Genomic DNA, 14664 nt, shown 5'->3' with positions numbered 1-14664 from the left:
TAAAACAATCTATTCAAGGAAGTATATGCGCACAAAAATAAGTTTATTTTTTTCGATTGTGGCAATAGGATTGACATTAATTGGATGCTTTAAAAGAGAAGAATATCCAGTAGAGCCTTCAATTTCTAATCCAGTAATTGTAGATTATAAGGATTCAATTTACATTTCTTTTGATTTTACAGACGGCGATGGTGATATTGGATTATCTCCTGAAGAACTTGATCCACCTTTTAATGAAGACTCTTACTATTACTATAATATCTATATCGACTATTATGAAAAAGATGATGAAGATGGATGGGTGAGAGGTAGAGATGTTAATGGTGATTCTGTCGTTTTTCCATACCGTATTAAACCGATTATTGTAAAAGGGAAAGCAAGAGGGATTAAAGGAACGATGGATGTTAGTGTTATTGAATATCGCAACAAAAGTTCAGAGCAATCCGATACAATTAAATATGCCATCAAATTAATTGACAAGGCTTTAAATGAGAGTAACCTCATTGAAACCGAACCTTTCTATCCAAATTAAATCAATAGTATTTACTTAACACGGAAAAAATTTTCAATTTTCTAAAATTCCTATATTTTTACCGAAAAGAAGGACACTTTAGCTATGTTGATTTATATTCTATCCCGTGGAGCTAACCTCTATTCAACAGCTCGGATTTACCGTGCGGCATTAGAACGAAGACATAATGTAAGGGTCTTAGATCATATGGAATGTGATTTATTAGTTGAAGGGAATCGCTTTTTAGTTGTCTATAATAATGAGATTTTGCTGAAACCAGATGTCGTTATTCCTCGAATAGGAAGTTCAGCCACAATTCATGGTACAGCAGTGGTAAGACACTTTCAAGAGATGGGAGTTCCCGTTTTAAATTGTGCAGAAGGAATTTTAAATTCACGGGATAAGTTTAGGTCCCTTCAAAAATTAGCAGGAAATCATATTCCAGTTCCGGCATCTTATTTTTCAAATGACCTGCATCACGCTGAAAAAATTGTCAAAAGAACATTGGGTTACCCATTTATTTTGAAGGTGTTGGAAGGAACGCAAGGATTGGGTGTCCATCTTGTAAAGAATGAAATTGAAGCTCATGAGCTCTTCAATCAGTTTGTAAATGCTAGAACTAAAGTTATTTTACAAGAGTTTATAGAAGAGTTTAGCGGGAAGGATGTTCGTGTATTTGTTGTTGGAACCAAAGTGGTTGCCGCAATGATGAGAATGGCTGGTGAAGGAGAGTTTCGTTCCAATATTCATCGGGGAGGTAAAGGGGTTAAAATTCAATTGTCGGAGGATGAAAAGGAGATAGCAGTTAGAGCTGTTCGAGTGCTTGGTTTGCAGGTAGCAGGAGTAGATATTTTAAGGTCAAAAAAAGGTGCTTTAATCATTGAGGTTAATTCTTCTCCTGGTCTAGAAGGTATTGAGGGCGTAACAGAGGTTAAAATTGCCGAAGAAATGATTCAATTTGTAGAACAAAATTATTCTAATGAAAATAAATAATATTACTGTTAACCCAGGGGAAAATGTTACCATTCAAATACCAGTGGCTAACTTACCTTCCGGTACAGAGATTAATTTGTTTGCTCATGTGTACCGAAGTAAAAAACCGGGACCTACATTGTTGGTTACTGGAGGCGTACACGGTGATGAAGTAAATGGTATTGAAATTGTTCGACGTGCTGTACGTGAAAAATTATTCAACAAATTAAAGGCTGGTGCTGTGATTGCAGTTCCTTTATTGAATGTGTATGGGTTTATTAATTTCTCAAGAGGGTTTCCGGATGGAAAAGATGTGAACCGTTCTTTTCCTGGAACAAAATCGGGATCGTTAGCAGCGCGTATAGCTTATGTTTTCACGACAGAAATTTTACCTTTTGCTGATTTAGCTTTAGATTTTCACACCGGAGGAAAGAGTATTCATAATTTTCCGCAAGCGCGATATACAGGTGATGATGAAAGAAGTTATAAGTTGGCAAAAGACCTAAATATGCCACTTATTATTAAATCATCTTTAATCGCAAGGTCGCTGAGAAAAACAGCATACTCAAAAAATATTCCCATGGTTGTTTTTGAGGGAGGGGAGTCTTTAAGGATTGATGAAAATTCAATAGCAGAAGGTTTAAGAGGTTTGAGAAATGTGCTTATTGGTCAGGGTATGATTAAAGGTAAACAAGAAATTAATCCAACAATTGAATTAGAGACTAAGCTTTGGATACGTGCGAATAGGGCTGGGATTTTTTCACTGGAAAAAAAATCGGGTGATTATGTTAAGAAAGGTGATGTTTTGGGGCGAATAACGGATCCATATAATACGTATCAATCAAAAGTTTCGGCTAAGAATGATGGGTTCATTTTTGGACATAACAATAATCCCGTTGTTAATAAAGGAGACGCATTATTTCATATTGGATTTTAAAAAAATAAATTATGCTACATTTTGTGATTAAAGACGCTGAACCAACCGTGCTATCTAATCCTGAAAAAATAACTAAGCTATTTAATGACATGGTCATGTTAATCTCTGCAGCAAATGGACCTGCTTTGTTTGAAGATTTGTTAAAATTTGAAAATGATAGGGCCGTTTTAGAGGCGCATGAAAATGATTTTCACGCCAAATTCGATGGAGTTATTTCTGATCAATATATTCAAAGTGGAAAATTTAGATTACTCGAGGATGGAGCCTTAGTATTTGAAGCTCTTTTTACGATTAATGATGAAACACCAACAGATGTTCGAGTGAAATTAAATTGTGAAGGAGAGACTTTAGTGCGTCAAGAATTAGAAAGAGAGCTTGAACGTGATTTTTCATTTGAAGCAGAACAATATATGGTTGGCCGAAATGAATTGAAAGATGAAACAGCAAAGGTTACAGCGGGTTTAAATGATAAGGTGTCTGAATCCGATAGTAATGATGATGATCCAAAAGTTCAAATTTCATCTTCTGACGATATCACTGAAGTTGACTTAAACGAACTTCCTTTTGAATTAGAAGAAGACTTATACGAACCCCAAATTATGTTAGCTCGACTGAATGGTGTGGTACATGATATTTTTCGAGGAGCAATAGGTGATTTTTCAAATGAGTCTATTGGCAGTGAGACTATTGAAAACGGAGCTAAAATTAAATTCATGGATTATACGCATGACAGTTTCCTTGTCACATTCAGGCATGGAACATTAGATCAAGCAGTAGAGGTCTCCTTTTTCCTTGAAGAAGAAGAGGAGTTAATTTTTAGCGCACATTTTTCCAGTGATGGCTATGGAAGGTTATCTGGTTCGGATTCGCGTTTATTGGAGCGAATTAAACGGAGTTTATTGTCTGCCTAGCTTAAAAACTGAATAACCGTATTGTAAAATTCTTCAGGTGCTTCCGCATGAAGCCAATGGCCTGACTCCTCAATGGAGTGAATTGAAGCATTTGGGAATTTTTCCATCAGCATGTCATAATCTGATTCCAAAATGTAGTTCGATTTACCCCCGCGGATAAACAAGGTTTGACAATTTATTTTGTCGAACGTGATTAAAGACAATACTTTGTTAATTTCTCGTGTCAAAACAGGGATGTTTATTCTCCAGCCCAACTGACCTTTTTCTACCCAATAGAGGTTTTTAAGTAAAAACTGTCGAACACCTATTTCTGGTACGTATTTGGCTAAAATTTTATCGGCTCCGCCACGGCTTTTAACCGCGCTTAAGTCGATTTCATTTAACCCCTTTAAAATTTGATCATGATGAGACGGATAAGACTTATGAGAGATGTCAGCAATGATCAGTTTGTCAACTAAGTCAGAATGATCAACAGCAAATCGAATGGCGGTTTTTCCGCCCATGGAGTGTCCTAAAATATTAACCTTGTTAAGCCCTAAATCCTGTATTAATTCATATAAATCAGCAGCCATTAAATCATAGTTAAAATCGTCAGAGTTTGGGGAATGACCATGATTTCTTTGGTCGACAAAATAAACCGTATAATCCTCTGCGAATTTCCGACCTAAAGTCTGCCAGTTGTCTGAAGATCCAAATAATCCATGCAAGATTATAAGCGGCTTTCCTTCTCCTAATTTTCGATAATGTAACTTCATTCTGCTAACTGTTTTTTATACATATTAATCGTATTCTCAATTCCAAAATACAATGCATCGGAAATTAATGCATGACCAATGCTCACTTCCGCTAACTCTGGTATTTCTGATTTAAAAAAAGACAAGTTGTCTAAATTTAGGTCGTGCCCTGCATTTAAAACTAAATCATTTTTTAAGGCTATTTCTGCGGCAGTTTTAAATGGAGCAATAGCTTTAACTTTATTGTTTTTAAAGTTGTCGGCGTAGGGTCCGGTGTATAATTCGATACGATGAACACCTAACTTAGCCGCATGCTCAATTAAGTTAGCATCAGTTCCGATGAAAATAGAGGATCGAACACCAAGTGCATGAATTTGAGCAAGTAGGTCTTTTAAAAAATCGAAATGTTTGACGGTGTCCCAGCCCTGATTAGAGGTAAGCACGTGAGGTGGATCGGGAACCAATGTAGCTTGAGCAGGTCGCGTATCTGAAATTAACTTAATAAACCGATCATCAGGATATCCTTCAATATTGTACTCTGTTTTTACAACATGAGCCAGGTCATATACGTCCTGCGTTGTGATATGCCGCTCATCTGGTCGTGGATGAATCGTGATTCCTTCTGCACCAAATTGCTCGCAGTCTTGAGCAAACTTAACGAGATGAGGTGTATTGCCTCCTCTTGCATTTCTAATCGTTGCTATTTTATTGATATTTACACTTAATTTCGTAGCCATTAAATCGGATTCAAGAATTTTCTACAAATTTAGAAAGGATAGCGCAATAATTACTTACATTAGCAAGGAATAAATGAACGTAAATCTCTAAAATGAGAGCAGAAGAACTTATATCCGAAATGATTCCACCCCTCAAATACACTGAGACGGGTGAAAAGGCCTTAAACTGGATGAATGAATTCCGTGTAAGTCATCTTCCAGTTGTAAAAGGAAATCAATTCATCGGCTTATTGTCAGAAAATGATGTTTATGATATGCCCGATCCAAGTTTGCGTCTAGATGAATGTTTTTTAAATTTACCTAAACCTTTTATCTACGGTAATCGCCACGTTTATGAGGTGATGAAGACGATTGCAGACTTGAAAATCACTGTCGTTCCAATCCTCAATGAAAATAACGAGTACATCGGATGCACCGACTTACTTTTTTTAATGTCGCAGATTACGGCAGTTATTTCGATTAAAGAACAAGGTGGAATTATCGTTTTGGTAATGAATCAACACGATTATACCTTGACGGAAATTGCTCGAATTGTGGAGGAAAATAATGCAAAAATTTTGAGTTCTTACATTACCTCCGTACCTGATTCTACAGAACTAGAGGTGACATTAAAGATTAACAGCAACGATTTAGATCGTATCATACATACTTTTAATCGTTATGATTATGTGATTAAAGCCAGTTATGCGAAAGGAGAATGGGGAAATGATCTTAAAAGACGTTATGATGAGTTGATGAATTATTTAAATATGTAATGTATGAAGGTAGGTATCTACGGTAGAGCATTTAATGATTCATTTATTCCAAACATTCAAGAACTTTTTAATACCCTAGAGCTATTCGCTTGGGAAATTACAATTTACCAACCATTTCGTTCTTATTTAGCACCTCGTTTGTCTTTGGCTAATGATTATCCGGTATTCAATAAATACGAGGATATAGTGGAAGATGTTGACGTCTTAATTTCCATAGGTGGCGATGGAACTTTTCTTGAGACGATAAATATTGTTCGCAGTAGCGGAATACCAATTTTAGGAGTGAATACCGGTCGATTGGGTTTTCTAGCATCGACGTATAAAGAGGATATTGTTGATGTATTATATTCTATTAAAGAAGGTAAGTTCAGGTTGCAAACGCGATCTTTAATCAATCTAATTACCGAAGAGGGGTTATTTGGGAAAGATAATTTTGCATTAAATGAATTAACTGTGCATAAAAAGGATAGTTCATCAATGATTACTATTCATACGTACATAGGTGATTTGTATTTGAATAGTTACTGGGCGGATGGACTAATAATTGCTACCCCGACAGGGTCAACTGCTTACAGTTTAAGTTGTGGCGGACCGATTATTGTTCCCGGAGCAAAAGATTATGTAATAACACCAATAGCTCCTCATAATTTAAACGTTAGGCCGATTATTGTTCCTGATGATCGAACCATTCGATTGAAAATTGAAGGACGTGGTCGTGAGTACCTTTGCTCATTAGATTCTCGATCGGTTACTATCGACTCTGCAATTGAACTGACGATTAAAAAAGCTAATTTTCAATTAAACGTTATTCAAACAGAAAATCAAAACTTCTTAAATACAATTCGAAATAAAATGATGTGGGGTCTAGATCGTAGGAATTAAAAAATTCTTTTCGTCGAATGTAGTATTTGATTTGATACCCTCAAAAAATAGTATTTTCTATACCTCGTTTAAAATCAATTAGTGAGTCGTGATCTGTCAATTCAAGTAGATTCACGCGGATTTAAGGCATACCCAAATCGATCGTCCGAATTTCGTTTTATAACAGTGCTTTCAGAAATTCAATAACAATTTGCGAATGTCTGCGATGAATTATTTTTAGCGGTGAGTGGTGATGGTAAAAAAGAGTTAAAAATAAAACACCTACCAAAAGGCACATATTTTTTGAATTTAATCATTGGAAATAAAAATTATGTCCAGAAAATAACGATTCAATAACGCTTTATTGTACAAAATTTAACGCCTTTTTTTTAACAATTATTTGACATTTATTCATATATTATTAATTTTAGCGTAATAATTTAAACAAAATCAAGATGAAGCAATACTACAATTTAAAGTTAATTGCGACTTTAATTCTATCTCTTGGGTTATCCCAACTCTGGGCTCAAGATATTACGACTATTGACTACAGCGGTGATTATACTACTTATACGGTTCCAGACGGTGTAAGTAGTATAGCTATTACTGCTAAAGGTGCCCAAGGGGCGGCTGCTCAAAGTGGTCGTTCAGGAGGTAAGGGAGCCTCAATGTATGGGGAGTTTGATGTGGAACCAGGCTCTACGTTAATTATCGCAGTTGGAGGAGAAGGTTTAGGAGCAAGTTCAGGTTCAAATGGCGGCGGCGGCGGCGGTACTTTTGTCGTTTTGGATGAAGGTATTGGTGGTCCTGGTGCATATACTATGACGGCTGGACCGTTTGCTGATCACACTGTTACACCTTTGATTGTTGCAGGTGGTGGTGGTGGAACCAGATCAGGTGCTGCAACAGATGGAAATCCAGGTGTTGTTGGTGAAATGGGTACATCAGGATCAGGAGGTAGTTCTTCTGGTGGTGGTGCTGCTGTTACTCCTGCAGAAGAAGGAGCTTTAATTTCTTCAAGTAGTTGGGGGTCTGCAGGTGGTGGATTCAGAACTGATGGAGCAAATGACGGTTCGTATGGTTGTGGAGGTAAATCATTTTTGAATGGTGCGCTAGGAGGTAATTGCGGTTCATGCAGTCATGTTGCTACTGGTGGATTCGGTGGCGGAGGTCAAGGTCGTGGCTGTAGCGGCGGCGGCGGTGGCGGCGGCTGGTCAGGTGGCCAGGGTGGTTACATCGCTGGTGGCGGTGGATCATATAATGATGGAATCAATCAAGTGAATGTGGGTGGTGAAAATGAAGGTGACGGAGTTGTAATTATCGAAGTTCTTTGTATTGGATTAGTTCCTGATATACCTGTTACTGGTGTTTGTTTAGGGGAAGAATTAACCTTAGATGTTGACTCTGAAACTGGTGGTGTTATTACTTGGTCAGGTGGAGTAGTAGATGGTTCTCCTTTTACGCCTCCTCCAGGAACAACGACTTATACGGCAACAAGTTCAAGTGCTTTAGATTGTGCGTTTGAAATCGATATTTCGGCTTCTCCAGTGCCAGATATTACAGCAAACTCAAGTTTACCAACTGCTTGTGAAGGAGCATTAATCACACTATGGGGTGAAGGTGGTGACACCTACGAATGGTCAGGTACAGGTGATGTAACTCCTATGGATAGTGTTGCTTTCTTAGCTGAAGAAGGAACTGTAACTTATACGGTAGTAGGATCTGTATTAGGTTGTGAAGGAGCTCCGGCTTCAATTACTTTAGTGGGTGCACCGCAACCTGAAGTTATAGCAACTGCTACTCCAAGTGAAATTTGTTTAGGAGATTCTTATACAATTAATGGTAGTGGTGATGGTGCTACCGCATTCGATTGGGGAGGTGGACTTGAAGATGGTGAGACAATCACTCCAGAGTCACCTGGTACTTTTGTTCATATGGTTGTAGGTGTATCAGATGAAGGTTGTTACGATACTGCTTTTGCTACTGTAATTGTCCATGAGATTCCTATTGTAAATGCAGGTCTTGATGTTACACAGTGTGAAGGGTATGATGTGATTTTAACGGCAACTGGTGCTGAAACTTATACTTGGTCACCAGATATTACAAATGGTGTTCCTTTCCCTGCTCTTCCTGGCGAAAATGTATATACAGTTTCAGGAACGAATGAAATCGGTTGTAAAGCTTCTGATATGGTTGTCGTAACAGGAGTAGAATTACCTGAGATTACAGCTGTAGTGAATGATGAATATTCCCCTTACGGTGGTAGTATTGATATCACGATGGTTGGTGGTTCTGGTTCTTTTGGATATGAATGGTCACATGGTCCAACAACAGAGGATGTTTCTGGTTTAACTTCAGGGTCATATCACGTTAATGTACATGATACAGGTGTTGATATCGAAGTTTGTCCTGATGTTGATTCATTATTCTTTATCCGAAGCTATGTTGGAGTTGAAGAGTTAGGTCAAGAAAACCTATCGATTTATCCAAACCCTACTACCAATAGTTTTGTATTATCGGTAGAAGGTGAATACAGCTATAAACTGTTTACTATTAATGGTAAAGAAATCATTTCAGGAATTGGAAATGATCAAGTTGAAATTGATCTAACTAAACTTTCCGCAGGTACTTACTTGATCGAGGTATCACAAGGAGAAAATATTTACAATGCTAAAGTAGTAAAAGAGTAGCATTGAATCTTGATTAAATTTAAGCCGCCTTAGTTAATAGGGCGGCTTTTTTGTTTTGTGCTCTTTATCAATAGGATAATTAGAGAAATTGTTCTATCTTAGTTAGGCAACTAACTTTTTTAATATGATAAATATTTCACTTAATTTCCTTATTCACGCACCTCCTCGCTAAAGATCCATTCTTTTAGCAAATGCATTGAAAATTTCTTATTTGTTGGTTAATCTCTTTTCCAATGAATGTAGAAGTCTCAAAAAACAATGTTACCATAAAGCATTTACGCAATTTTTAACAACTAATTTTTTAATTATGAAATTGAATTCTACATTAAAAATGCTAATGGTCTTATTTTGTCATTGGTCATTTAATTCGTTATCCCAAGTATTAACTTTTTCTTATACCGGTGAGGTGCAAACATATGTTGTTCCTGCAGGTGTTTCCAATATTCAAATAGAAGCTTGGGGAGCGCAAGGAGGCGGATCAGAAGTTTGTGGAGGTACAACTGAGGATGATGGTGGTTTTGGAGGGTATGCCGTCGGTTCTTTATCAGTTACACCAGGTACTGAGCTTCATATTTATGTTGGAGGTAAACCTGAAATTGGTTCTGGTTCTGGGGTGCCCGGAGGCTTTAACGGAGGAGGTGCTTCTGGTCAATGGGGAGGTGCCGGAGGTGGAGCCTCTGATGTCCGTATCGGTGGTACGGAATTAGAAGATAGAATTATCGTTGCTGGTGGTGGCGGTGGTGGAAATACCGGATGCCCAGATCACGGTACTGGAGGACTTGGTGGAGGCTTGATCGGAGGTGATGGTATTGGCTTATCCGGTTACACTGGAGGTGGTGGAGGAACAGCTGTTGCCGGTGGCGCAGGAGCAGGTGACGGTTCCGGAGGAGTTCTCGGTGTTGGAGGAACAGGTGGTTATCATGTTGCCGGTGGAGGCGGTGGATATTATGGCGGTGGAGCTGCATATGCTGCTGGTGGAGGAGGCGGTTCATCTTACCTCGGTGACTTGGAGGAGGCAAGTACTTCTGCAGGAATTAGAGAGGGGCATGGTGAAGTCGTGATAACAGTCTTGTGTGTAGCACTTGAACTGGAAGAATATGACGAACATTTATGTTTAGGTGAGGAAGTTACCTTAGAAGGGATTTCGGCAACTGGAGGAACAGTAATGTGGGATGAAGGCGTAGAGAATGGCGTCCCTTTTGTTCCTGGAGGAGTGGGAACCTATTTTTATAATGGAGTAAGTACGTCAGGAAGTGATTGTATGCTAACAGTTGAAATAGAGGTTCATGAATCACCGGATATTGTCGCAAATGCTAGCCCTGAAATTGTTTGTCATGGTCAAGAATTAATTCTCCATGGTTCGGGTGGTGCATACTATTCATGGGAGCCTGGGGAAATTGAAGACGATGAGCCTTTTATTCCTGAATTAGGAACGCATGTATTTACTGTAATAGGAGAGGATTGGCATGGATGTACAGGAACAGATGAAATTGAAGTTTCAGTTATTGAATCTCCCGAAATTACGGCAAATGTTTCAAGTGAGAATATTTGTTTAGGAGACGAGGTAACCCTGTCAGGTAGTGGCGGTGAAATCTATGAATGGGATCCGGAAATTGAAGATGGAGTTGCTTTTGTTCCTGGTGAGATAGGAACTTATACATATTCTCTTGTGGGGTATGTCGATGAGGATGGTTGCCCAGGCGAAGACGAAGTGACTTTTTCCGTACATGATTTACCTGTTATAGATAGTTATACAACAGCTGATGAGATGGCCGGAGGTGATGGTGAAATTGACATTACTGTTAGTGGTGGTGCACCAGGCTATCTTTATGATTGGGATAATGATGGGACAGGTGATTTTGATGATTCAGAGGATTTAACCGGACTTGATGGAGGTCTTTATACCGTAGTTGTTCAAGATGAAAATGGTTGTGAAGTCAGCTCAGAAATTGAGGTGAATTCTCAATTGAGTATAAATGACATTCCAACTGCTCAAGTACTTGTATTTCCGAATCCAACAACAAGTGCAGTACAAATTCAATTTAACGGTCGGTTTGATTATCAAGTTTTGACAGTGGATGGTAAAGTACTGCTTATGGGTAACGGATTTAACAATATTGATGTCAATTTGGAAGACTTTTCTTCAGGAACATACCTCTTAGAGATCATGAGCAACAACCAGCTGTTCCACTCAAAAATAATAAAAGAATAATTACAGGTACTTTAATATCTTATACACATCAAAATGCCGTGAGTCTCACGGCATTTTTTCTGTTTATAAATTGAAACATGTTTTTCCTAAAATAAGCAATGTGTTTTGGTTAATGTTTTGTATTTTAATGGTTTAAATTAATTCGCAAAATTTATGAAAAAATATTACAAATCAATTTTAACCGTTTTAACAATCGGATTAAGTGTAAACGCAAATGCGCAAGAAACCACATTTGAATTTACGGGGGATGTTCAATCATACACGGTTCCTCCAGGGGTTGAGACTATTCAAATTGAGGCCTGGGGTGCAGCTGGAGGAACAGGAACCTATGCAGGCATAACGCCATTACCTGGAAAAGGTGGCTACTCAATCGGTAAATTGGATGTAACGCCAGGTCAAGTATTGGAAGTTTATGTTGGAGGAGAAGGTGCGGCTACAGGGCTAGGTGGCTATAATGGCGGCGGTCAAGCAGGAACTGATTATGGAGCCTCAGGAGGAGGGGCATCTGACGTAAGAATAAGTCCTTATGGATTGACCGAAAGAGTAATTGTTGCTGGAGGAGGAGGTGGCGCTGCCTACGGTTCGTCTCCAAGTAATGGTGGAGATGGAGGAGGATTAGAAGGAGTCTTTGGTCAAGATATGTCTGGTTTTGAAGGCGGAGGCGGTGGAACTCAAATTGCTGGAGGTGCCGCGGGTTGTTGTTATGGAGCTGCAGCTGCTGGTGAATTTGGTGTGGGAGGAGGTCCTGGTGATTACCATAATGCCGGTGGCGGAGGTGGCTGGTACGGAGGTGGCTCTGGTGCTGGTCAAGCTGCAGCGGGAGGAGGATCTTCGTATATAGATGGTTTAGAGGATGCTTCAACAACGGCAGGGTTGCGAGAAGGAAATGGTCAGGTTATTATTACTGTTCTTTGCCTCGGACTGACTTTGGAAGAGTTTCCAAGCGAGATTTGTTTTGGAGAAGCAATTGTTTTTGAAGCTTCTTCGGAGACAGGTGGTACAATTACGTGGAGTGATGGTATTGAGAATGGTGTGTCCTTTACTCCGGATGCTGTAGGAACGATCGTTTACACAGCTACGAGTTCTTCTGAAGCTGACTGTGACGCAACAGTTGAAATTACGGTGATTGAAAGTCCTACAGTAGATAGTTATGTGTCCACAGACGAAATTATTGGAGGAGATGGTGAAATCGACATTACTGTTAGTGGTGGTGCACCAGGTTATCTTTATGATTGGGATAATGATGGGACAGGTGATTTTGATGATTCAGAGGATTTAACAGGACTTGATGGAGGTCTTTATACCGTAGTTGTTCAAGATGAAAATGGTTGTGAAGTCAGCTCAGAAATTGAGGTGAATTCTCAATTGAGTATAAATGACATTCCAACTGCTCAAGTACTTGTATTTCCAAATCCAACAACAAGTGTAGTACAAATTCAATTTAACGGTCAGTTTGATTATCAAGTTTTGACAGTGGATGGTAAAGTACTGCTTATGGGTAATGGATTTAATAATATTGATATCGATTTGGAAGACTTTTCTTCAGGAACATACCTCTTAGAACTTAAAAGCAACAACCAGCTCTATCAATCAAAAATTATAAAAGAATAATTACGATTAAATTATTTTCTTCATACGTTAAAATGCCGCAAGATTCGCGGCATTTTTTCTGTTTATAAACTTGAATGTACTAATCCTTAAATAATTGCTTGGATAAGGTTGTTAATTTGTATATTAAAAGGATTAAATCAATACACAAAATTTATGAAAAAATATTACAAAGCATTTTTAATATTCCTATCAATAGGGTTTAGCGTAAATACAATTGCGCAAGAAACTACATTTGAATTTACTGGTGAACCTGAGACATTTGTTGTTCCTGCTGGAATATCGTCGATTACAATTACAGCTTCTGGTGCACAAGGTGGTGCTGATGGTGGTCTTGGTGCGACGATGGAGGGAACCTTCTCTGTGACTCCCGGAGAAACATTACATGTCATTGTTGGTGAAGAAGGTCACTTACAAGTAGGAGGAAATGATCAGAATAGTGCTGGCGGCGGCGGCGGGTCTTTTGTCTACAATGCGGACATGGAGTTATTAATTGCTGCTGGAGGCGGAGGAGGAAGATGTCCTTATGAATTTGCTGTACCATTACACGCTGAATGTGGTGGTCAGGTCGGCGAGTCTGGTGGCCAAAATTCTGATGGTTCCTCATTTGGTGGAACATCAGGTAATGGCGGTGAACCGGGAATTTGGTCAGGGACGGTATGCGCAGGTGGAGGAACCGGATGGGAAACCATTGGTGGCGGTGGAATTCATGGGGGGATTAATCATCCTGACTGGACGGGAGGAGACCCATACTGCGACGGCGGCGGCGGAGGTTGCGGCGGAATTGGTGGATTTGGCGGCGGTGGTGGTGCTGGAAACCTCTATGGAGGAGGCGGAGGAGGCGGAGGTTATTCCGGTGGAGCAGGCGGAAATGACCCTGATCACGGTGGTGGTGGAGGTTCCTTCAATGCAGGAACAGATCAAGTAAATATAGGTTCCGATAATTCAGGTAATGGAGTAGTTGTTATTGAAATTTTTTGTTACAGTTTAACTCTTGAAGATTACGTAAGCGAGATTTGTTTTGGAGAAGAAATTGTTTTTGAAGCTTCTTCGGAGACAGGCGGCACAATTACGTGGAGTGATGGTATTGAGAATGGTGTGTCCTTTACTCCAGATGCTGTAGGAACAATCGTTTACACAGCTACGAGTTCTTCTGAAGCTGACTGTGACGCAACAGTTGAAATTACGGTGATTGAAAGTCCTACTGTAGATAGTTATGTGTCCACAGACGAAATTATTGGAGGAGATGGTGAAATTGACATTACTGTTAGTGGTGGTGCACCGGGTTATCTTTATGATTGGGATAATGATGGGACAGGTGATTTTGATGATTCAGAGGATTTAACAGGACTTGATGGAGGTCTTTATACCGTTGTTGTTCAAGATGAAAATGGTTGTGAAGTCAGCTCAGAAATTGAGGTGAATTCTCAATTGAGTATAAATGACATTCCAACTGCTCAAGTACTTGTATTTCCAAATCCAACAACAAGTGTAGTACAAATTCAATTTAACGGTCAATTTGATTATCAAGTTTTGACAGTAGAAGGTAAAATACTACTCACTGGTAACGGATTTAACAATATTGATGTCGATTTGGAAGACTTTTCGTCAGGAACATACCTCTTAGAACTTAAAAGCAACAACCAGCTCTATCAATCAAAAATTATAAAAGAATAATTACGATTAAATTATTTTCTTCATACGTTAAAATGCCGCAAAATTCGCGGCATTTTTTC

General features: G+C 39.0%; 13 protein-coding genes. 11 read left to right on the top strand and 2 right to left on the bottom strand.

Annotation, left to right across the window (positions count from 1 at the left end; all coding sequences use genetic code 11):
* The first annotated feature begins 25 nt into the window (after positions 1-25).
* The 4 genes from A8143_RS09540 to A8143_RS09525 all read left to right on the top strand — a co-directional run bounded on the left by A8143_RS09540 (position 26) and on the right by A8143_RS09525 (position 3331).
* Positions 26-532 (top strand): hypothetical protein, encoded by a 507-nt coding sequence (locus A8143_RS09540; RefSeq protein ID WP_070137968.1) that lies wholly within the window; start codon positions 26-28, stop codon positions 530-532.
* A gap of 84 nt (positions 533-616) precedes the next feature.
* Entirely contained in the window at positions 617-1504 is an 888-nt protein-coding gene (locus A8143_RS09535) for an ATP-grasp domain-containing protein (RefSeq protein ID WP_070137967.1), read from the top strand.
* The gene (locus A8143_RS09530; RefSeq protein WP_070137966.1) at positions 1491-2420 is read left to right on the top strand and encodes a succinylglutamate desuccinylase/aspartoacylase family protein; all 930 of its coding nucleotides are present in this window, start codon (positions 1491-1493) and stop codon (positions 2418-2420) included. Before A8143_RS09535 ends, A8143_RS09530 begins: the two co-directional genes overlap by 14 nt.
* An 11-nt stretch (positions 2421-2431) precedes the next feature.
* Complete coding sequence (locus A8143_RS09525; RefSeq protein ID WP_070137965.1) at positions 2432-3331, top strand: hypothetical protein; 900 nt, start codon at positions 2432-2434, stop codon at positions 3329-3331.
* Here the strand turns inward: A8143_RS09525 and A8143_RS09520 are convergent.
* Positions 3328-4086, bottom strand: coding sequence for an alpha/beta fold hydrolase (locus A8143_RS09520; protein WP_070137964.1), 759 nt, complete (start codon positions 4084-4086; stop codon positions 3328-3330). The two genes, A8143_RS09525 and A8143_RS09520, sit on opposite strands and share 4 nt — an antisense overlap.
* A complete protein-coding gene (locus A8143_RS09515) occupies positions 4083-4802 on the bottom strand; it encodes a pyridoxine 5'-phosphate synthase (RefSeq protein ID WP_070137963.1) in 720 nt (239 codons plus the stop codon). Before A8143_RS09515 ends, A8143_RS09520 begins: the two co-directional genes overlap by 4 nt.
* A 92-nt stretch (positions 4803-4894) precedes the next feature.
* On the opposite strand from A8143_RS09515, the gene A8143_RS09510 reads away from it, so the two are divergent.
* From A8143_RS09510 to A8143_RS17310, 7 genes are all read left to right on the top strand, one after another.
* Positions 4895-5557, top strand: coding sequence for a CBS domain-containing protein (locus tag A8143_RS09510; protein ID WP_070137962.1), 663 nt, complete (start codon positions 4895-4897; stop codon positions 5555-5557).
* A 3-nt stretch (positions 5558-5560) separates the two neighbouring features.
* On the top strand, positions 5561-6439 hold the full coding sequence (locus A8143_RS09505) for an NAD kinase (protein ID WP_070137961.1): 879 nt from the start codon (positions 5561-5563) through the stop codon (positions 6437-6439).
* 222 nt (positions 6440-6661) lie between these two features.
* Positions 6662-6775: a T9SS type A sorting domain-containing protein gene (locus A8143_RS17395; protein WP_139134319.1), complete on the top strand. Its 114-nt coding sequence runs from the start codon at positions 6662-6664 to the stop codon at positions 6773-6775.
* 98 nt (positions 6776-6873) lie between these two features.
* Positions 6874-9108: a T9SS type A sorting domain-containing protein gene (locus tag A8143_RS17315; protein WP_070137960.1), complete on the top strand. Its 2235-nt coding sequence runs from the start codon at positions 6874-6876 to the stop codon at positions 9106-9108.
* A 307-nt stretch (positions 9109-9415) separates the two neighbouring features.
* Complete coding sequence (locus tag A8143_RS09495; RefSeq protein WP_070137959.1) at positions 9416-11320, top strand: glycine-rich protein; 1905 nt, start codon at positions 9416-9418, stop codon at positions 11318-11320.
* 153 nt (positions 11321-11473) lie between these two features.
* Positions 11474-12931 carry a glycine-rich protein gene (locus tag A8143_RS09490; RefSeq protein ID WP_070137958.1) on the top strand — a complete coding sequence of 486 codons (1458 nt, stop codon included), beginning with the start codon at positions 11474-11476 and terminating at the stop codon, positions 12929-12931.
* A gap of 153 nt (positions 12932-13084) precedes the next feature.
* Positions 13085-14605, top strand: a complete 1521-nt coding sequence (locus tag A8143_RS17310; RefSeq protein WP_070137957.1) for a T9SS type A sorting domain-containing protein — start codon at positions 13085-13087, stop codon at positions 14603-14605.
* Positions 14606-14664: the final 59 nt, after the last annotated feature.

The sequence above is a fragment of the Crocinitomix algicola genome (genome assembly GCF_001661595.2).
In the GTDB taxonomy this organism is placed as follows: Bacteria; Bacteroidota; Bacteroidia; order Flavobacteriales_D; family Crocinitomicaceae; genus Crocinitomix; species Crocinitomix algicola.
Note: the sequence above shows the minus strand (reverse complement) of the source record. Positions and strands in the feature narration are given on the sequence as shown.

Bases quoted from the DNA above. Each gene is read 5' to 3' on its own strand.
- A8143_RS09540 (WP_070137968.1), top strand. From the start codon at position 26: ATGCGCACAAAAATAAGTTTATTTTTTTCGATTGTGGCAATAGGATTG.
- A8143_RS09535 (WP_070137967.1), top strand. From the start codon at position 617: ATGTTGATTTATATTCTATCCCGTGGAGCTAACCTCTATTCAACAGCT.
- A8143_RS09530 (WP_070137966.1), top strand. From the start codon at position 1,491: ATGAAAATAAATAATATTACTGTTAACCCAGGGGAAAATGTTACCATT.
- A8143_RS09525 (WP_070137965.1), top strand. From the start codon at position 2,432: ATGCTACATTTTGTGATTAAAGACGCTGAACCAACCGTGCTATCTAAT.
- A8143_RS09520 (WP_070137964.1), bottom strand. From the start codon at position 4,086: ATGAAGTTACATTATCGAAAATTAGGAGAAGGAAAGCCGCTTATAATC.
- A8143_RS09515 (WP_070137963.1), bottom strand. From the start codon at position 4,802: ATGGCTACGAAATTAAGTGTAAATATCAATAAAATAGCAACGATTAGA.
- A8143_RS09510 (WP_070137962.1), top strand. From the start codon at position 4,895: ATGAGAGCAGAAGAACTTATATCCGAAATGATTCCACCCCTCAAATAC.
- A8143_RS09505 (WP_070137961.1), top strand. From the start codon at position 5,561: ATGAAGGTAGGTATCTACGGTAGAGCATTTAATGATTCATTTATTCCA.
- A8143_RS17315 (WP_070137960.1), top strand. From the start codon at position 6,874: ATGAAGCAATACTACAATTTAAAGTTAATTGCGACTTTAATTCTATCT.
- A8143_RS09495 (WP_070137959.1), top strand. From the start codon at position 9,416: ATGAAATTGAATTCTACATTAAAAATGCTAATGGTCTTATTTTGTCAT.
- A8143_RS09490 (WP_070137958.1), top strand. From the start codon at position 11,474: ATGAAAAAATATTACAAATCAATTTTAACCGTTTTAACAATCGGATTA.
- A8143_RS17310 (WP_070137957.1), top strand. From the start codon at position 13,085: ATGAAAAAATATTACAAAGCATTTTTAATATTCCTATCAATAGGGTTT.